Raw genomic sequence first — 18,792 nt, 5'->3', positions numbered from 1 at the left:
CGCTTTGCTGAACAAGGACTTCTCAGGTTTCCTCGCGCAGCCGGTCGTCGACCTCCTCGGGCGACATCTCCGCGATCTCCGCGATGAGCCGTGCCATCAGTTCCGGGTCCTCCAGTTCGTCCGCTGAGGACGGGGAGTCGCGTTCGACGAGCGCGACGAGCTCTCTGGGCGTCGGTGCCGTGTAAAGCGCGTCGCCGGGCAGCTCGACACCGGTCCTGTCGGACACCAAGGCGATGATTCGGGTCGCCAGCAGCGAGTGGCCGCCGAGCTCGAAGAAGTCGTCGTCGAGACCGACGTCTTCGATGCCGAGCAACTCCCGCCAGACGCGCAGCACGGTCTCGGACAGACCGCCGACCGGCTCGCTGCCGGCAGGAGGCTGTACGTCTTGCGCGCCAAGAGTTTCCGCTGCCGGGACCGCGGCGCCGAAACCGGTTCCGGCCACCGGCTCCACCCAGTGCCGCCTACGTGCGAACGGATACGTCGGCAGCGGTACGCGCGACCACTGGCCCCGGCGCCACCGGCTCCAGTCCACGGGCGCACCCGCCTCCCACAGTCGGCCGACCGTGCGGGCCAGGTAGGCACCGTCGGCTTCGCGCTCCGGGCCGGGCAGGCCGCCGAGCACGACGTGATCGTCACCGGCCTTGCCGACGAGCGCCCGAAGGGTGGCCCCCGGACCGACCTCCAGGAGCACGGAGGGCGGGCCGCTCAGCAGCCGCCCCGCCCCGTCGTGGAACCGGACCGGGGAGAGCAGATGGCGGACCCAGTACTCGGGATCGACGGCCTCCTCGGGGCGGATCCAGTCGCCGGTCAGGTTGGAGACGAACGGAATCCTCGGCGGCCGGAGCTCAACCGCGCGCAGCCGCGCCGCGAACGGTGCGGCCACGGCTTCCATCATCGGCGAGTGGAAGGCGTGGGACGTCCGCAGCCGGCGGCACGTGACCCCGGCCGCGCGCAGCCGCTCCTCCAGCGCCTCCACCGCCGGCACGGGGCCGGACACGACGCAGAGGGCGGGACCGTTCACGGCCGCGACCGCGATCTCGCCGTCGAGCAGGGGCCGTACCTCGTCCACCGGAAGGGCGACGGTGAGCATGGCGCCGGACGGCTGGTCCTGCATGAGCAATGCCCGCGCCGCGACCAGATCGAGCGCGGTCGCGAAGTCGAAGCATCCCGCGATGGTCGCCGCCACGTATTCACCGAGGCTGTGCCCGATCATCGCCCTGGGTTCGAGCCCGAGATCCAGCCACAGGCGGGCGAGGGCGTGCTCGACGGCGAAGAGCGCCGGCTGCGTGTATCGGGTGTGCGCCAACGTGTTCGCGTTCTCGGCCGGGTCACCGGCGTACAGCAGGCCGCGCAGGTCGAAGTCCAGGCGCTCGTCCGCTGCGTCGATCCAGGTGCGGAAGATCTCCTCCGTCTCGTACAGGTCCCGCCCCATGCCCACCCGCTGAGCACCCTGTCCGGGGAACATGAAGACCACGCCACGATCGCGTGCGTCCACCGTCGGTGGCCGCACGCCGGCCAGGGCGGTGACCGCCGAGTCGATGTCCGTGCACGTGACCGATGCTCTGCGGCGCTGAGGGGTGCGGCCATGCTGCAACGTGGCGGCGACGTCGGCCAGTTCGGCCTCCGGATGGGTCTCCAGGTGCTCCCGGAGCCGGGCGGCCAGTTCGAGCAGCGGCTCGTCCTCACGGGCGGACAGCGGCAGCACCTCGTGCTCGCGGCCCTTTGCAGAGCGTGGAGCCGGGGGCGGGGGCTCTTCCAGGACCATGTGCGCGTTCGTGCCGCCGATGCCGAAGGAACTGATCGCGGCCCGCCGCCGGCCGTGCTCCGGCCACGGTGTCGCCTCGGCGAGCAGCCGGAACCGGCCGGCGTCCAGGTCGATCTCCGGGTTCGGCTGGGTGAAGTGACGGCTGGGTGGCAGGACGCCGTGTTTGAGCGCGAGCACCGTTTTGATGAGACCCGCCACGCCCGCCGTGGAGGCGAGGTGGCCGATCTGCGCCTTCAGGGTGCCGAGCGTGCACGGGGGACCGTCGGTGCCGAACGCCTCGACGAGCGCTTCGAACTCGATCGGATCGCCCAGCGACGTGCCCGTCCCGTGGGTCTCCACGTAGGTGATGGTGCTGGGATCCACACCCGCGACGCGGTGGGCCGCGCGGAGGGCGGCGACCTGCCCGTCCACTCCCGGAGCGGTGAAGCCCATCCGGCGCGCGCCGTCGTTGTTCACCGCCGACCCCAGGATGACGGCGTGAACCGTGTCGTGGTCGGCGAGTGCGTCCGCCAGGGGCTTGAGCACGACCACCCCGACGCCGTTGCCGAAGACCGTCCCGTCGGCGCCGGCGTCGAACGGCAGGCAGCGCCCGGTGGAGGAGAACACCGAGCCGGCGGTGTACTGGTAGCCCTCCAACTGGGGCACGTGGACCGTCACGCCGCCGGCCAGGGCCACGTCGCACTCGCCCGCGAGCAGCGCCTGGCAGGCCATGTGCACGGCGACCAGCGACGACGAGCACGAGGACTGCACGCTCACACTCGGCCCGCGCAGGTCGAGGTGGTAGGAGACCCTGGCCGCCAGCAGGTCCTTCTCGGTGGCCATCAGCAGCTCCTGCGGGCTCAGGCTCGCCAGCACGCCAGGGGACCGCATCAGGTTGTTGAGCAGGTAGGCGTTCTGGCTGGCACCGGCGTAGACGCCCACGGGCGGGTGTTCGGCGCGAGGTGCGTACCCCGCGTCCTCCATCGCGGCCCAGGCGCATTCCAGGAAGATGCGCTGCTGCGGGTCGAGCATGGCGGCGTCGCGCGGTGTATATCCGAAAAGGACGTTGTCGAAGTACTCGACGCCGTCGAGCACGCCGTGGACGTGCCGGTAGTCGGGGTGCCGGGCCAGGTCCGGCGCCACACCGGCGGCGATGGCGTCCTCCGCGGTGAACGACGCGATCCGCTCGCCGCCGTCGACCACGTTCTCCCAGAACCGCCCGACCGAGTCCGCGCCGGGGAAGCGTCCCGCCATGCCGATGACGGCGATCTCGAGCCCGGTCGGCTCCGCCTGTTGCGCGGTCATCGCTCGTCTCCGCTCATCGCGGCGCGCCGCCGGGCACGGGCGGCCGTGGTCAGCCTGCTCCGCCCCCGGCCGTTGTCCGCCTCCAACGCGGGCGCCTCGGCCGTCTCGAGATGGCGCGCCAGCAGGCGCACGGTCGGGTTGCGGAACAGCGTGACCATTGAGATCTCCCGGTCGAGCAGTTTGATCAGCCGGACCCTGAGCCGCATCAGCAGCAGCGACGTGCCGCCGATGTCGAAGAAGTTGTCGTGCACGCCGACGTGCGCGAGCTTGAGCGTCGAGGCCCAGACCGCGGCGACCTGCTCCTCCAGCCCCGTCTGGGGTGCGACGTGGTGCTCGGTCGGCTCGACGACGGGAGCGGGCAGGGCCGCGCGGTCGATCTTGCCGTTCGAGGTCAACGGCAGGGCGTCGAGCACCACGACGGCCGAAGGCACCATGTGCTCCGGCAGCAGATCCGCCGCGAACGCGCGTACATCCGCCCCGGTGACGCCGGATCCGGTCACATAGCCCGCCAACCGCAGCTCGCCCGCGGCGCCGTACGGCACGACAATCGCCTGCCCCACGCTCGGATGGCGGGCCAGCACGGCCGCGACCTCGCTGGGTTCGACGCGGTATCCCATGACCTTGACCTGGTCGTCGACCCGGCCGGCGAACTCCAGATCCCCGCTCGGCAGCCGCCGCACGAGGTCGCCGGTCGCGTACATGCGTGCCCCGGACGGCCCGGCGGGGCACGGCGGGAAGGCGACCGCGGTCGCGGCGGGGGCGTTGAGGTAACCGCGGGCGAGGTTCCCGCCCGTGATGTGCAGCTCCCCCGTGACGCCGTCTTCGACGGGCTCCTTGTCGGGCCCGAGGACGTGCACGCGAACACCCGCGAACGGGCGGCCGAGTGGGATCGTCGCCGGCACCTCCTGCGGTACCCGGTGGGCGAGCATCGAGACCGTGGTCTCCGTTGGGCCGTAATGGTTTTCGACGGCGAGGTCCGGCCGGGCGGCCCGGACCCGGCGAACGAGGTTCGGCGTCAGCGGCTCGCCCGCACAGATCAGCAGGCGCCGCGGCAGCACTCCCGCGACGTCCTCGCCGGCCAGCGCCGCGAGGTGGCTCGGCACGAGCTTCATCGCGTCGATCCGGTGCAGCGCGAAGTAGTTTGCGAAGGCCTCCGAGTCGATCGCCTGCTCACGAGACAGCACATGCAGCCGGCCGCCGGTGGTCAGCGCGCCGAACACGTTGGTGCTGCCCAGATCCGCGGAGAACGTGGACACCAGCGCCCAGGACCACCCCGGCTCGATCCGCTCGTACAGGCCGTTCAGGTAGTGGATGTACTGCCGGTGCTCGACGGCGACGGCCTTGGGCGCGCCGGTCGAGCCCGAGGTGAAGAGCACGTAGCACAGGGCCGAGCCGGGCGTGGGCCGGCATTTCTCGCCGGGCCCCTCCTCCCCCAGCACGACGACGGGCAGCCCGGCGGTCCCGGCCCGCTCCGCGAGCTCCGGAACCGTCACCACGGCCGCCGCGCCCGCGGCCGACAGCAGGGCGTGGACGCGGGTGTCGGGATGGTCGGGGTCGAGCGGCAGGTAAGCCCCGCCCGCCCGGAGTATCCCGAGCATCCCCACGATCATCGCCGCCGATCGGGGAACCAGCAGTCCCACGGGCCGATCCACTCCCACGCCGAGCGCGGCGAGCCGGTCGGCCACCCGCTCGGCCCGGCTCTCGAGATCGCCGTAGGTGAGGTCGCCGTCGGGTCCGGTGACCGCGATCCTCGACGGGGCCACACGCGTCTGGGCAGCGATCAGTTCGTGCAGCGTGGTTTCCTGAATGGCTCCCATGAAAGGGATGGTCATGTCGCACACTGACTCAGCGCTGAACCGGCGGTGACGCGCCCCTTGTCATCGCCCGCCGTTGGTCAGCGATCTGATACCGACGACCTCGTACGCCGGAGAAGGCGTCTCGTACACCTCGAGCACCACAACCTGCGTACCTGCCGTCAGACCGGCTTCGGGTAGATCCCGGCGAACGAACGCAACGTCGTACTGCTGACGATCCATTGGCGCTGTGGTTGGGGAACCCGGTCGATCCACCTACGCCCTGGCTGACGACTCCGAGGCCCCGAAGTCCGGCACACCGGTGTAGTCGGGCAGTTCGATGCCGTTGAGCGCGCGGTCGACCAGTGCCATGAGCGCGTCCATGTCAGGCTCCGGGCTCGGCCCTGCATCCGGCTCCGGATCCGGCTGGGGGACGGCGCGGCTGTGCGCGTGCAGCCGGCCGATCTCCTGGTTGGCCTCGACGAACGACCGCATCCGCGCCTCGTAGCCGGCGAAACCGGCCTCCGGGTCCCACCCGGCGGCGGCCAGCTCTCCGGCCAGCAGGTAGGCACCGACCAGGGCCAGTCCGGTGCCCGCCCCGGACATCGGCGACGAGCAGAAGGCCGCGTCGCCGATCAGCCCCACCCGTCCGTTCGACCAGCGGTCCATCACCACCTGGGCGACCTGGTCGAGGTAGAAGTCCGGGGTATCGTCCAGGTGCGCGAGGATGCGCGGGGTCGACCAGCCCAGGCCGCCCATCCGCTCCCGCAGCAGGCGCTTCTGCTCCTCGACGTCGCGGTGGTCGACGTCGAAGTCGGCCGCGGGAAAGGCGAACATGGCCATCGCCTGCGTGGCGTCCCGGATGGGCCGCAGACCTGCGGAGCGCGCGGACTCCTTGTCCTGGTACTCGATGAACCAGCGGTCCAGCCCGAACTCGTTGGGCACGCTGTAGAAGGCCAGCACGAGCCCGAGGTGGCGGACGAACCGCTCACGCGGCCCGAACACCATCGCACGCAACGACGAGTGCAGCCCGTCGGCCCCGACCACCAGGTCGAAACGCCGCCGGACGCCGCTCACGAAGGTCACGTCGACGCCGTCCGCGTCCTGGCTGAGCTCGGCGATCCGGTCACCGAAGACGTACTCGACACCGGCACGGGTGTCGTCGTAGAGCACCTGGGACAGGTCCCCGCGCAGGATCTCGATCTCCGCGATGAACCCGTCGCCACCGTGGTCGTCGGCGCGGTAGGTCTCCAGCACGTTCCCGTCCACGTCCACGGTGTACGCGCCGGCGGTGTCGGTGCAGGCCGCGCGCACCGCCGCGTCCAGCCCCATCCGCCGGATGACCTCCTTGGCCACCCCGCGCGCGTCCACCGCCTGACCGCCGGGACGCAACCCAGGAGCCCGCTCCACCACGGTCACCTGGGCACCCCGCCGGCGCAGCCAATGGGCCAGCGCGGGTCCCGCGATGCTCGCCCCTGCCACCAACACGCTGACTTCGCTCACCACGGCCCCCAATTCCCATCCGGATGACGGTCCGGAGTGTACGGAGATCTATGACCTCCCGTAGGTGACCTGGCGATTTCGAACTCGCGGGGTGCACTCGTCTGCTCGTCAGTTCCGGGACGGCGGCCCGGCGAGCTGCGCCGCCGTGTCCACGAGCCGTGCTTGCGGAACGAACGCCGGCGCGACCAGATGTGTTGCCAGTGCGGCAGCCGCGCGCCCGAGCCGGGAGCGCGCCGGACCGTGGCGCGAACTGCCGCGACCGCTCAACGCCAGCGCGCCCTTGTCGTCCCGGGGGATCCGGCCCACGACCGGCACGCCGAGCCCGTTGGACACCTCACGAGCGGAGTATCCGTCGCCGACCAGCACGAGGCCGGGTCGACGCGTCCACCGGTCGATCGCCTGCAACTTCACCGCGACCCGTGCCAGCTCGTCGTCCTGAGGCCGCACGAGAACCAGCAGTGCGTCCACCGTCCGGATGTGCGGCAACGCCGTCAGGTTCGCGTCGATCCGGCCGAAGTCGATCACAACGTTCGTGCCCGGCTTCCGCCACGGCGTGGAGAAAGCCAGAGCCGACAACGCGGCGCGGCACTGGTCACCCTCGACCGGAGCGGGCACAACCCGCAGCCCTCCCGGAAGCACCTGCGAGTGTTGCGTCAAAACGGATGGATCGGTGCTGTGCCGAGCAGCCGCCAGACTCACCAGGCCCGGTGATTCGGGGAGGCGGAAGCGGGCGAGCAGGTCGCCGCCGGCCGGATCCGCCTCCACGACGATCGATGACCCAGGCCAGCGCGCCGCGAGCGCGAGAGCCAGGGTCGTCACTCCGGGCGAGCCCTTCAGGGAACACAACGCGACGAGCATCAGCGGCCTCCTGAATCCACCGTGGCATGTCGCCCCGTGGGTTCAACTCGCCCTTTGCAGGTGATTCAACGAGTCGACGACGCCACCCCGAGCACGGCTTCGAGATCTGCTTCGCGGCCACGGAGCACGCCGCCGGCCGCTACCGCCTGCTCGACGGTCAACATGCCGGAGGCCAGACCCAGCACGATGGCGGGCTCCCCCCGAAAGACCGTGTCGGGCTGATCGCCCCCACAGGGTTCGACCCGCGTGCCGGTCCGGTCCGCATGGACGGCGACCACCGCGTCGGCGGCGGCCAGTCCGATCGTCGTCGGCCTGGTCGTTCTCCGGTCGCGCAACAGCGCGTCGAGGGCGACCACCAGCCAACGACCGTGGAACGTGTCGCCCTGCGGGCCGGAGATCATCAGCGGGGTGCTCCACCGCACCAAGGACGCGACGGTGTCCCGGAGCTCCCTGCCCCACGGCGTGAGGACGTACACGACACCGTTGCTGCCGGTGTCGAGGGTGCGCTGGACCACCCCGGCCTCCTCCAGTTCCCGCAGCCGCGCGGCAAGCAGGTTCGTCGCGATGCCCGGCAGGCCGGCCAGCAGTTCGCCGTAGCGGGCCGGTCCGACCAGCAGCTCCCTGACGATGAGCAGGCTCCACCGCGAGCCGACGACGTCGAGCGCCCGCGCCAGGCCGCAGTACTGGCCGTAGGACCGCATTGCCACCACCACCCGCATGCTTTACTTTCGATAGCGCACTTTAAAAAACTATAGCTCAAAGAGGTGCAGACAGATGTCGCCGCAGCACACCGCAGGCACGCGGCCCTCGTGGGTGGATGCCGATCTGTTCCCCTTCGAGAGCCACTTCATCGAGCTGAACGGGCATGCCGTCCACTACGTCGATGAGGGCGAAGGGCCGGTTCTGCTGATGCTGCACGGCAATCCGACCTGGTCCTTCGTGTACCGCGACGTCATCGCCTCGCTGCGCGACCGGTTCCGGTGCATCGCTGTGGACTATCCGGGGTTCGGGCTGTCCGTCGCCGCACCCGGTTACGGCTATCAGCCCGCCGACCACGCCGGTGTGGTCGTGGAGTTCCTCGACCGCATGGACCTGTCCGAGGTGACACTCGTCGCCCACGACTGGGGCGGGCCGATCGGGCTCTTCGCGGCCGAACAGCGATCCGGCCGGTTCGAGCGGATCGTGCTGGCGAACACCTGGGCATGGCCGACGAACGGCGAACTGCGCGCCGAACTGGCTTCACGCGTGATGGGCGGGCCGATCGGACGTGAGTTGATCAGGCGGTTCAACCTGTTCGTGAACGCGCTGATCCCCGCGGGGCACCGCCGCCGCAAGGTCTCCCAGGCCGAGCTGAACCACTATCGAGACGCACTGGGAACTCCGGAACGCCGCAACGCCTGCGCGATCCTGCCGGGCGCCATCACCGGCAGCCGCGACTTCCTCTCCGGCGTCGAAGACAACCTGCCGCTGCTCGCCGGCCTGCCCGCGCTGATCGTGTGGGCCGACGGCGATGTGGCGTTCGGCGACAACGACCGGAAGCGGCTGGAGGCGAAGTTCCCGGACCACACCACGGTGATCGTCAAGGGAGCGGGACACTTCGTGCAGTCCGACGCGGCGGACGAGGTCAGCCAGGCGATCCGCGGCTGGTAGTCAGCTCGTGGCCGCCTTGGCCGCCCGCTCGACCTCCGCACGCCGGTTCTCCCAGAAATCCGGCCCCCGCCCGGCCGCATCCATCCCGGTGGAGCCGTCCAGCTGCTCGCGCAGGATGTCGGCGTGCCCGGCGTGCCGGTTGGCCTCCGTGAGGATGTGGACCAGGACGTTGAACAGCATCACGTTCGGCCGTGGCCACCAGGGCACGTAGCCGGGCGAGTCGATGGCGAGCGCGGCGATGGTGGCGTCGGAGTGTGCGCAGACGCGCCGGTAGCGGCTGGTGATCTCCTCACGGGTCTCGTGCTCGGTCGCCCACATGTCCTTACCACGCTGTTCGAGGTCGTCCCAGCGGGGGACGTACTCGGGGAACGGCCGATCGAAGACCTCGCCGAAGTACCGGGCCTCCGACACCGACAGGTGCTTGACCAGCCCGAGCAGGTTGGTGCCGGTCGAGGTCAGTGGACGCCGGATGTCGTACTCGGACAACCCGTCGAGCTTCTGGAGCATCACCTCACGGATATCTCGCAGATCGCTGTGCAGGTACTCCTTCGCGAATTCGTCGATCATGAGTACGAGCATGCACCAACAAGAGGGCTTCCCGTCCGCGGACGGGAAGCCCTGAGCCTCAGCCGGTCGCCCGGCTGGCGGCGAGCGAGCGCACGGCCTCGGCGACCGCCGGGGAGTCGTTGCGCAGGATCTTGCTGTGGTTGCTCGCGACCTTGGCGCTCACCTTGACGTTCGGGTTGGCGGCGACCACCTCGTCGAGCACCTTCCGGCCCTCCTCCATCTCGCCCGCCTCACTGCCGAGGCTGTCGCCCGTGGCCAGGACGAACCGGACCTGGCAGGTCAGGCGGTTCAGCACCGGCACGCTGTCGGCGGCGATCTGGTTGAGCTCGATGTTGACGTCGGCGTGCTGGTCCGCGCTCATGCGAGCGCCCATGCCGAACCGGGCGGCGATGGGCAGGATCAACCGATACCGGCGGAACGTCTTGCGGATCCGTTGCCGGCCGGCCTCACCGGTCAGGCCGACGGGGAAGGCGTCCACGGTCACCAGACCGGCTACGCGGTCCGGGTTCCGGTCGGCCCAGTGCCACCCCAGGACGCCGCCGTAGGACCAGCCGACCAGCAGCGGCCGATCCACTCCCCTGGCCTCGAGGACGGTGTCGAGGTCACGCAGGCACGCGTCGAACGAGTAGTCCGCCGAGCGTCCGGACTTGCCGCGGGCGCGCTCGTCGAAGGTGATGTGCCGGTAGTCGTCGCCGAGGCCGGCGATGACGCGTTTCCAGTGGGACTGGTCGGCGTAGGCGCCGTTGAGGTACACGACGGGGCGGCCGGAGCCTCCGGTGTCGCGCACGTACAGCTCGGTGTCGTCGACGGGCAGCATGCCGGTCCAGGCGGTCATGGTTTTACTCCTAAGTAGACGGTGGTTCAGGCCCAGGTGACCGGGAGTTCGTGGACGCCGTAGATGTGCATGTTGGTCCGGAGTTTCACGTCGCCGGCGGGGATGGCGAGCTCCAACCGCGGGAAGCGGCGCAGCAGGCCCTCGAAGCCGGCGCGCATCTCGATGCGTGCCAGTTGCTGGCCGAGACACTGGTGGATGCCGTGTCCGAAAGCGACCTGGCCGCGGACCTTGCGGTGCACGTCCAAAGCATCCGGGTTCTCGAAGCGCAACGGATCGCGGTTCGCCGCCAGCAGCGAGACGACGACGGTCGAGCCTGCGGGAATCAGTTCGCCGCCGAGCTCGATGTCCTCTGTGGCGTAACGGAAGAAGATGTCCGCCACGGACAGGTAGCGCATCAGCTCTTCGACGGCGTCGGGCAGCAATGACGGGTCAGCGCGCAGTTCCGCCAGCTGTGCCGGGTGTTCCAGCAGCGCGAACGTGCCCAGCGCCAGCATGTTCGCGGTGGTCTCGTGCCCGGCCAGCAACAGCAGGAACGCCATGCCGGTCAGGTCCTCGATGCCGAGCTCCTCGTCGCGGGCCAGGTCGGAGAGGATGTCGTCGACCGGATCGGCGCGCTTGGTCGTCACCAGTTCCGCCAGGTAACCGAACATCGCGCCGAACGCGGCCATCTTGTCCTCGAGCGTGATGTCCCGTTCCATGAACTTCGAGGAGTTCGACTGGAAGGTCTCGCGATCCGCGTAGGGCACGCCGAGCAGTTCGCAGATCACCAGTGACGGCACCGGAAGCGCGAACTCCTGGACCAGATCCACCGGTGGCGTCAAGGAAGCCAGGTGGTCCAGCTGCTGTTCGGCGATCGCGATGATGCCGTCTTCGAGCTGCTTCATCCGCTTGACCGTGAACGCGCCGGTGAGCTTGCGGCGCAACCGGGTGTGGTCCGGCGGGTCCATGCTGATGAACAGACCGGGCACCTGGGGCGACGGTTCGGTCGCGGCCGGCATGCCGGGAGTCTCGAACGGCACGTGGAGCACGCCGAGGTCCTGGCGCGAGCTGAACCTGGTGTCGGCCATGACCTGGCGGACCGCCTCGTACCCGGTGATCAGCCAGCCCTGGTGACCGTCGGGGAACACCATTGGGCTGACCGGGCGGGCCGCACGCAACGTGGTGATCGCGCTCGGCGGGTCGAACGGGCCCGCGTCGCGCTCCATCGGCAGGCCCTGCGGGACGGAAACCGTCATCGGATTCCCCTTCGTGGTGGTTGATGCCACGAGGTTCGCCGACCCGCCGGACACCGGGCTGACACGACGCTGACACGGCCCGAACCGGGACTGTCAGGGTGCGAGCGTGACCGCTACCAGCTCGTTCCAGTCCAACTCCGCGCCGGCCGCTTCGTCGAACGCGGCGTCGCCGAGGTGGGCGCGGGCTGCCTGCTCGATCCGGGCCACGTCCGGGTTGGAACGGTCCACCAGGCCGAGCACGCGCGCGCTCGCCCCGAGCAGCCGCGCGGCCTGTTCGTACTGCCCCTCGCGCAACGCCAGGTCCGCGACACCTGCGAGCATCTGCGCGATCACGGGTGCGTGCCCCGTTTCCGCCGCCGCCTGGCACGCCGCCGCACGGTGCTCGCGCGCCAGTTCCCCGTCGTCCGCGAAGTAGGCGCGCAGGTCGTGGGTCATCGCGCGGATGTGCGCCTGCTTGGCCTCGACGCCGAGGAACCCGGTCGCGATGCCGAGCTGGTCGAACGCCTCCTCGGCGTCGTCGTTCCAGCGTGCGAGCTCGGCCTTGGCCAGGGCCAGTGCGGCCAGCGTGCCCGGCCAGGTGACGCCCGTGGCTCGCCGACCGGCCTCGGCCATGGCGGCGGCACCGGCGTCCTTGTCGCCCATGAGCCAGTACAACCGGGCCTGTCGCGCGCGCAGGAGGATGACGTCGTCCACGGCGCCGAGCTCGGTGACGACCGCGATCGCCTGTTCGAAGTGCTCGCACGCCTCGGCGAACTCACCGCGCATGGCGATGCGATCCGCCAGTTCCGTTTGTGCGAAGGAGATCCCGAACCGTTCACCCAGCACCCGGAACTCGACCAGCGACTCCTCGAAGTACGCCTCCGCGTCACCGCCCCGGCCGAGCATGATCCACATCTTGCCGAGTTGCAGCCGGGACAACGCGCGCACCCACGGATCTTCGTTGTCCAGCAACGACTCCCACGCGGGCACGACGGCGTCCGGCTCGCGCAGCATCCGTTCCAGCGGGACGACCAGCCCCAGCGCCGGGTGGTGCCGCTGGTCCCGCCGGCTGATCTCGTACGCCTTGTGGATCCACTCCGCGGCCTCGGGCACGTCGCCCGGCCCGGAGGTGATGAACGTCGTGGTGAGGGCGTAGACCCAGGCCCGGATCCCGTCGGGGACCTCGCCGGGCGTGTCGATGGCCGCTCTGATCAGCTCCATGCCTTCGGCCTTGTGGCCGATGAGCCACCAGTACCAGCCGGCGGCCGCCGCGAGCCGCATCGCCGCGTGCGCGTCACCGGCGGCGAGCGCGCCGCGCATCGCGGAGGTGATGTTGTCGTGCTCCGCCTTGAGGGTGGCGAGCCAGTCCAGTTGTTCGGAACGGCGCAGGTGCGGTTCCGCGGTCTCGGCGAGCTCGGTGAACCAGGCGAGATGCGCCTGGCGGGCCAGGTCCGACTCCCCCGCCTCCGCGAGCCGCTGGGCGGCGTACTCCTTGATCGTGCCGAGCATCCGGTACCGCGGAGCACCCTCTCCGGCCGCGACCAGCAGGGACTTCTCGGTCAACGACGTCAGCAGATCGAGGACCTCGTACTCCTCGACGAGATCACCCGAACAGACCCGCTCGGCCGCTTCCAGGTTCGCACCTCCGGCGAACACCGAGAGCCTGCGCAGCACCACGCGTTCGGCGTCGGACAGCAGCTCCCAGCTCCAGTCGACCATCGCCCGCAAAGTCCGGTGCCGGGGCAACGCCGTGCGGCTGCCGCCGGTCAGCAGCCGGAACCGGTCGTCGAGCCGGGTCGCGAGCTGGTCGATCGACATGGTGCGCAACCGGGCCGCGGCCAGCTCGATCGCGAGCGGCATCCCGTCCAGTGCCCGGCACACGCGTGCCATGGTGGCCAACGTTCCTTCGTCGACCACCAGGTCGGTGCGGACGGCCGCGGCCCGGTCCCGCAACAGCTCGACGGCGGCCGCGTTCTCGAGCGGTGCGACCGGCCACAGCGCCTCGCCGGTGATGCCGAGCGGTTCCCGGCTCGTCGCCAGGATCCGCAACTTGCGGCACTCGCCGAGCAACCGATGGGCGAGCGCGGCCGCCGACTCGATCACGTGCTCGCAGTTGTCCAGGACCAGCACCATGTCCCGGTCGCGGATCGCGGCGATCAACCGGTCCGCGGGCTCCAGGTTCTGCGCTTCGCCGAGCAGCGCGTCCCGCAGTCCGAGCCCGGAAAGCGTTGCCTGGCCGACATCATCACCGGTGCCGATCGCCGCGAGCTCCACCAGCCACGCACCGTCCGGCATCACGCCGACCAGCGTGCGCGCGGTTTCCGTTGCCAGCCTGGTCTTTCCCGATCCGCCAGGGCCGGTCAGGGTGGTGAGCCGGTGGGCGGCGACGAGCCCGCGGACCGCGGCGACATCGACCTCCTTGCCGATGTAGCTGGTCAGCTCGGCCCGCAGGTTGGTGGCGCGGTTCTCCTCCCGCCGCCCGACCTCGCCGCGCAGCAACGCGACGTGCAACTCCGACAGTTCCGGTGACGGGTCGACGCCGAGCTCGTCGGCGAGGGCTTCCCGGACACGCTGGTAGGCGAGCAGTGCCTCGCTGTTGCGGCCGGCGGCGGCCAGAGCGCGCATCAGTGCGGCGACCAGCTTCTCCCGCACGGGATGCGCGGCCACCAGGTCGGTCAGTTCCGCGACCAGCTCCGGGCCGCGGCCGCGCTCGATCTCGGTGTCGAACCGGTCCTCGAGCGCGGCCAGCCGCAACGCCTCCAGCCTGGTGGCCGCCGCGTCGAACGCCTCGCTGTCCTGCAGACCGACGTCCTGCAACGCCGGGCCACGCCACAGATCGAGGGCCTCGGCACCGAGGCGTTCGAACCGCACGGCGTCGACCGCGTCGGACGGGACCGCCAGGCGGTACCCGTCCGTCAGCGCCTCGACGACCACGCCCGGGATTGCCTTGCGCAGCCGGGAAACCAGGCGCTGCAACGCGTTCGCCGCGTCGGCGGGCGGGTGCTCGCCCCAGATCCAGTCGATGAGCGATGCCTTCGACACCACCTGACCGGGGCTGAGTGCGAGGGCGACCACCAGCCCGCGCAGCCGTGCGCCCGGCACGTCCGCGACGGTGCCATCGTCGGCACGCACCTCGAACGGCCCCAGGATCCTGATCTGCACCCATCCGATCCTGCCAGGCGCGGGCTCACACCGTGGCGGGTTGGATGACGATGTCGTCGAGCCGCGTGCGGGCGTAGACCTGGACGGAATCGCCCGCGTTGTCCGGCACGGGAACGGAGCTGCGTACCAGACCCTTCGTGCTCTTCGCGTCGATCACGGCGGCGGTGCCGGCGCTGACGCCGATCTCGATGCCGCCGGAGGCGTTCATCAGCTCCACCTGGCCGCGCGTGACCCGGCCGATCCGGATAGGACAGTTCGCCGCCTTGGCGACGACACCGCCGTCCGCCCGGCCGATGTCGAAGCTGCCGCTCGAACCGCCGAGGTCGACGTCGGCGCGGGCGTGGCCGATCCAGACCTTGCCGGACGTGCCCTCGTACCTGACGGCGCCTTCGGCCTCACCGATCCGCACCCCGGCCGAGCCGCCCTCCAGGTCGACCTTCCCGGCGACGTGACCGACCGCGATCCCGCCCGTCCCGAGGTTGCCCCGCAGCGTGGCCACGCGGTCGAGCCGAACCTGCCCGGACCCGATGTTGACCGCGCACTCGCCGAGCACGCCGTCGGCCTGGACCTCCGTCCACGCGGTGTTCAGGTCCAGCCCGGATCCGGCCGGGAGCTCGATCGTGATGGCGACCGAACCGTTCTGGCCACCGGACTTGGTCGTCTTGACCGTCAGCACACCGCCGGAGAAATCGACCTTGGTCTTCTCGGCGACCTTCACGTCGTGAGAGCTCGCGCTGTTGACGGGCTCTACCCGGACCACCGTATCCGCGCGGTCGCTCGCGGCGATCCGCACGCGGGCGCCCGCGGTGGTCAGCGAAGCGGTGATCGGCTCTGGCGTGGTGAACGTGGACATCTCGTGTCTCCCTTGTCGGTTGTTGCGCCCACATTCGCCACCACGCCGGACACCCGGCTGTCACGGCACTGACACCGGCCGGCGAACCGGTGTCAGTGCAACCCGGTCAGGAATCGAGAAGCACGCCGGGACCTCCCGCTTCTAGCGTTGACCTCGGCAAGCCAACGACCTGGAGGGCGGGAAAGATGAGCGGCAACAAGGGAATCCGCAGGTTCCACCGCTGGACGAGCATGTTCTTCATGGCGACCGTCGTCTTCACGGCCGTCGCGCTGACCCTGAAGAGCTCGGCGGTGTGGGTGTCCTATGTGCCCCTGCTCCCGCTGTTCGTCCTCATGGGCACCGGCGTCTACATGTGGTTCCTGCCCCGCCGCCGGCGCGGCGCCGCCTAGCCGGGCCGCAGACCCGCGAGCGTGGCCGGCCTGAACCCGCGATAGGTCGAACAGTGCTGTTCGACCTATCGCGGGACGGAGTGATCAGCCGTTGTACCGGAACACGTAGAGGCCGAAGTCGCGGTCGCTGGCGAGCACGTACTTCTGCCCGGTCTCGTCACGCCAGACCTCGACGCCCCAGAAGTTGTTGCCTCCCTGGTCGATGAAGGCACCGACTTCCTGGATGCCACCCGTGCCGTACTCGACGACGCGGAAACCGCCCGCGTAGTACGAGATGTAGGCGATCCGGCTGTTGTCCGGGTCCATCGCGACCTCGTGCACCGAAAGGTCGCCGAAGCCGCGCGCGTACGCCGGGTCCTGCGCCTCGGGGATCGAGTAGGTGTCGATCTGCGAGATCGACCCCGCCCCGGTCTTCGGGACGTTCACGCCGAAGAGCCGGACGTAACCCCATCCGTCGAACACGGCCTTGATGGTCGTGGCGTTGCCGGTCGCCCCGGCGGGCGTGGCCGTCGTGCAGGCGTTGGCGTCGGTGACGCCCGCGACGCCGAGCAGCTTCAGCCCGGTGGTGCGGTTGACGAACACGAACGGGATGTTGCCGGCGGCCAGCATGGTGACCTGCCCGAGGCAGTCGCCCCGGACGTTCTGGAACACGATGCCGGACGTGTACCCGGCGGCGACGATGTTGTCGAGTTTGACCTGGAACGCGCACGTGCCGCGTTCCACCAGCGCCGTACCGGTGCCCGCGGGTAGCGCGGCGCAGGCGTCACCGACGTAGGTGGTCGGCCCGCTGATCGTCGTGTTCTCGTCGATCCGCGGGGTGTCGCTGGCCTGGGTCGCGACGTACTCGGTGCCCGCGTACGGCCCGGAGTCGATCTTCGCGGTGACCCGGAACGGGTTGAAGTCCTCGTCGGTGCCCAGCAGGAACTTCTTGTTCGGCGACAGCTCGGACTGGTGCGAGTTGCCCTCGGGCGAGATCTGCTGACCGCGCGCCAGCCGTTCCTCGTCCAGCAGCGCGTAGTCGCTCTCGGCGATCAGCGTGACCTTGCCGGGCCGCGGATCGGTGACGTCGAGCAGGACGTAGCCGCCGTCCCAGTAGTTCATGTTCATCACGTAGCGCTGACCGATCTTCGTGATCATCATGTCGTGGCTGAAGATCGACGTCAGGTTGGCCGGCGCCGGCTGGTCGACGCCGAACAGTTCACTGAGGTCCAGCTCGTCGTTGACCATCACCGGGTGGTACGGGTCGGTGATGTCCATGATGTCGACGTCGGTCAGCTCCTCGTCGTCGACCAGGACCACGTAGGTCTTCTTGTCACCGGTGTTCGTCCACATGCGCATGCTGTGGGTCTGGTTCGGCGCGGCGTCCGTGCCGCCCGCCGGGTTGGTGAAGTCACCGGTGTGCAGCGTGACCGGCTTGGGGTGGCGTGGATCGGTGACGTCCCACAGCGAGATGCCGCCGAGGTTCGGGGGTGCCGGGGTCGCGCCGGGACACGTCTCGTTCTGGTGCGCCAGGAGGTCGCCCGTGAAGAACGCGTTGTCGATGTGCTCGACCTGGATGCCCTCACCGACGTAGGAGCCATCGCTGGTCGGGATGAACGCGCTGGTGACCTCGACCGGTGCCGCCGGGTTGGAGATGTCCATGACGTGCACGCCGGTCTTCTGGCACGTCGGTTCGCGGAACGCGTTCAGGTAGGCGTAGTCGCCGAACGCGGTGACGTCGGCGACGCGGCCGGTGTTGCCGGTCCCGGCGGGGTTGGTCACCTCGCCCTTGCCAACGAGCTGGACATTGCGGTTGACCGGCGGCAGGTGGCCCTCGTCGCCGTTGTGCTGCTTGTAGATGCCGTCGGCGACACCTTCACCAGGAAAGTCCTCGCGGCCGCCTCCGTGTTCGGGATGGGCGTCCGCGATCCCCGCGGTGAGCCCGCCGAGTACCAGCACGCTCACGCCGAGTAGGGACATGCGATGTCTTCGTTGACCCCGCATAACTGCCTCCGGGAGTTGGGTGGTCCCCCAGTCGGCCGCACTTTATGTCCCGATTACACGGTTAGGAAGATGTCATACGTCCTATGACCCGTTCAGTCCAGCCAGGTGCTGGCGGCGCGCGGCGGCGTCCCGGTTGTCCAGCCACCACTGCAGGATGATCAACGGGACGGTCCAGCTCAGGAAGGCCGCCATGCTCGAGATCGTCTGCAGCATGACCTTCTCGTTGCCACCGAAGAGCGAGTCCAGCTGCGGGGTGAACACCAGCAGGAACATGATGGCCCACATCCGGTTGGTGATGGCCGCCGCCGTCAGGACGTAGCTGCGCCACATCCACCGCTGCTGCTCGTCCACCTCACCCCGCCGGCCGAGCCGGTAGCCCTTGATCGTGCAGACGAGCCACAGCGTGGCCACCAGGATGTGGCTGGTCCTGGTGATCGGGCCGAACGAGCTGACCGCGCCGATCGCGAGGGCGGAGATGCCGGAGGGAATGACCCCGGCGAAGACGTAGATTGCTTCGCTGACCCGGAAAGCCGACGGGTAGCGCCGCTTGAACCAGGGCGAGATCCGCAGGCAGGCGCAGATCACCGCGACGGTCGCCGTGAAGATGTGGAAGATGAGGACCGGGTAGTAGAGCGGGATGTCGCCCCGCAGCGGGATCCGTGACCGGCTGGGGTCGAAGGTCACGTACGGGAACAAGGCGAAGAGGATGAACGCCACGACGATCACCGCGACGGCGGTCCACGGGTGGCGCCACCACGGGCGCCTCTTGGTCGTGGCCGTAGTGGGCACGGTTGCCCGGTCAGTCGTGATAGTCATCGGCGGTTCCTGCCGTTTCGCTCGTGGCCGTCGCAGGAGATCACGGCCAGCACCCGGACTAGGGGTCGTCCCAATTGGCGGATATGACGACCGCCACACCCTGGGCGGATTTTCGATCTT

At 69.8% G+C, this 18,792-nt stretch carries 14 protein-coding genes; 2 read left to right on the top strand and 12 right to left on the bottom strand.

Annotation, left to right across the window (positions count from 1 at the left end):
- Window positions 1-22: 22 nt before the first annotated feature.
- The 5 genes from QSK35_RS20570 to QSK35_RS20550 all read right to left on the bottom strand — a co-directional run bounded on the left by QSK35_RS20570 (window position 23) and on the right by QSK35_RS20550 (window position 7,922).
- Complete coding sequence (locus QSK35_RS20570; RefSeq protein ID WP_285748548.1) at window positions 23-3,049, bottom strand: type I polyketide synthase; 3,027 nt, start codon at window positions 3,047-3,049, stop codon at window positions 23-25.
- On the bottom strand, window positions 3,046-4,866 hold the full coding sequence (locus QSK35_RS20565) for a non-ribosomal peptide synthetase (RefSeq protein WP_285748546.1): 1,821 nt from the start codon (window positions 4,864-4,866) through the stop codon (window positions 3,046-3,048). The genes QSK35_RS20570 and QSK35_RS20565 overlap by 4 nt, the downstream gene beginning before the upstream one ends.
- A gap of 252 nt (window positions 4,867-5,118) precedes the next feature.
- On the bottom strand, window positions 5,119-6,345 hold the full coding sequence (locus QSK35_RS20560; RefSeq protein WP_285748544.1) for an FAD-dependent monooxygenase: 1,227 nt from the start codon (window positions 6,343-6,345) through the stop codon (window positions 5,119-5,121).
- A 108-nt stretch (window positions 6,346-6,453) separates the two neighbouring features.
- Window positions 6,454-7,203, bottom strand: coding sequence for a CpaE/TadZ family protein (locus QSK35_RS20555; protein ID WP_285748542.1), 750 nt, complete (start codon window positions 7,201-7,203; stop codon window positions 6,454-6,456).
- Window positions 7,204-7,268: 65 nt separating this feature from the next.
- Entirely contained in the window at window positions 7,269-7,922 is a 654-nt protein-coding gene (locus QSK35_RS20550; protein WP_285748540.1) for a winged helix-turn-helix transcriptional regulator, read from the bottom strand.
- Between the two features lie 55 nt (window positions 7,923-7,977).
- Between QSK35_RS20550 and QSK35_RS20545 the strand changes: the two genes are divergently transcribed.
- Window positions 7,978-8,853, top strand: coding sequence for an alpha/beta fold hydrolase (locus QSK35_RS20545; RefSeq protein WP_285748538.1), 876 nt, complete (start codon window positions 7,978-7,980; stop codon window positions 8,851-8,853).
- Here QSK35_RS20545 and QSK35_RS20540 read toward each other — a convergent pair whose 3' ends face one another.
- The 5 genes from QSK35_RS20540 to QSK35_RS20520 form a co-directional block, all read right to left on the bottom strand.
- Window positions 8,854-9,420: a DinB family protein gene (locus QSK35_RS20540; protein WP_285748536.1), complete on the bottom strand. Its 567-nt coding sequence runs from the start codon at window positions 9,418-9,420 to the stop codon at window positions 8,854-8,856. It lies immediately after the preceding gene.
- 58 nt (window positions 9,421-9,478) lie between these two features.
- A complete protein-coding gene (locus QSK35_RS20535) occupies window positions 9,479-10,255 on the bottom strand; it encodes an alpha/beta fold hydrolase (RefSeq protein WP_285748534.1) in 777 nt (258 codons plus the stop codon).
- Between the two features lie 26 nt (window positions 10,256-10,281).
- Complete coding sequence (locus QSK35_RS20530) at window positions 10,282-11,490, bottom strand: cytochrome P450 (protein WP_285748532.1); 1,209 nt, start codon at window positions 11,488-11,490, stop codon at window positions 10,282-10,284.
- A gap of 93 nt (window positions 11,491-11,583) precedes the next feature.
- Window positions 11,584-14,631, bottom strand: a complete 3,048-nt coding sequence (locus QSK35_RS20525; RefSeq protein WP_285748530.1) for an ATP-binding protein — start codon at window positions 14,629-14,631, stop codon at window positions 11,584-11,586.
- A gap of 25 nt (window positions 14,632-14,656) precedes the next feature.
- Window positions 14,657-15,484, bottom strand: coding sequence for a DUF4097 family beta strand repeat-containing protein (locus QSK35_RS20520; protein ID WP_285748528.1), 828 nt, complete (start codon window positions 15,482-15,484; stop codon window positions 14,657-14,659).
- Between the two features lie 185 nt (window positions 15,485-15,669).
- Here QSK35_RS20520 and QSK35_RS20515 point away from each other — a divergent pair, with 185 nt between their 5' ends.
- Window positions 15,670-15,873, top strand: coding sequence for a hypothetical protein (locus tag QSK35_RS20515; RefSeq protein ID WP_285748526.1), 204 nt, complete (start codon window positions 15,670-15,672; stop codon window positions 15,871-15,873).
- Between the two features lie 84 nt (window positions 15,874-15,957).
- Here the strand turns inward: QSK35_RS20515 and QSK35_RS20510 are convergent, their stop codons facing one another.
- Window positions 15,958-17,832 (bottom strand): PA domain-containing protein, encoded by a 1,875-nt coding sequence (locus QSK35_RS20510; protein WP_285748524.1) that lies wholly within the window; start codon window positions 17,830-17,832, stop codon window positions 15,958-15,960.
- 105 nt (window positions 17,833-17,937) lie between these two features.
- On the bottom strand, window positions 17,938-18,672 hold the full coding sequence (locus tag QSK35_RS20505) for a DUF2306 domain-containing protein (RefSeq protein WP_285748522.1): 735 nt from the start codon (window positions 18,670-18,672) through the stop codon (window positions 17,938-17,940).
- Between the last annotated feature and the right edge of the window lie 120 nt (window positions 18,673-18,792).

Origin of the sequence: Lentzea sp. NBRC 105346 (genome assembly GCF_030269605.1) — a bacterium.
Classification (GTDB): Bacteria; Actinomycetota; Actinomycetes; order Mycobacteriales; family Pseudonocardiaceae; genus Lentzea.
Note: the sequence above shows the minus strand (reverse complement) of the source record. Positions and strands in the feature narration are given on the sequence as shown.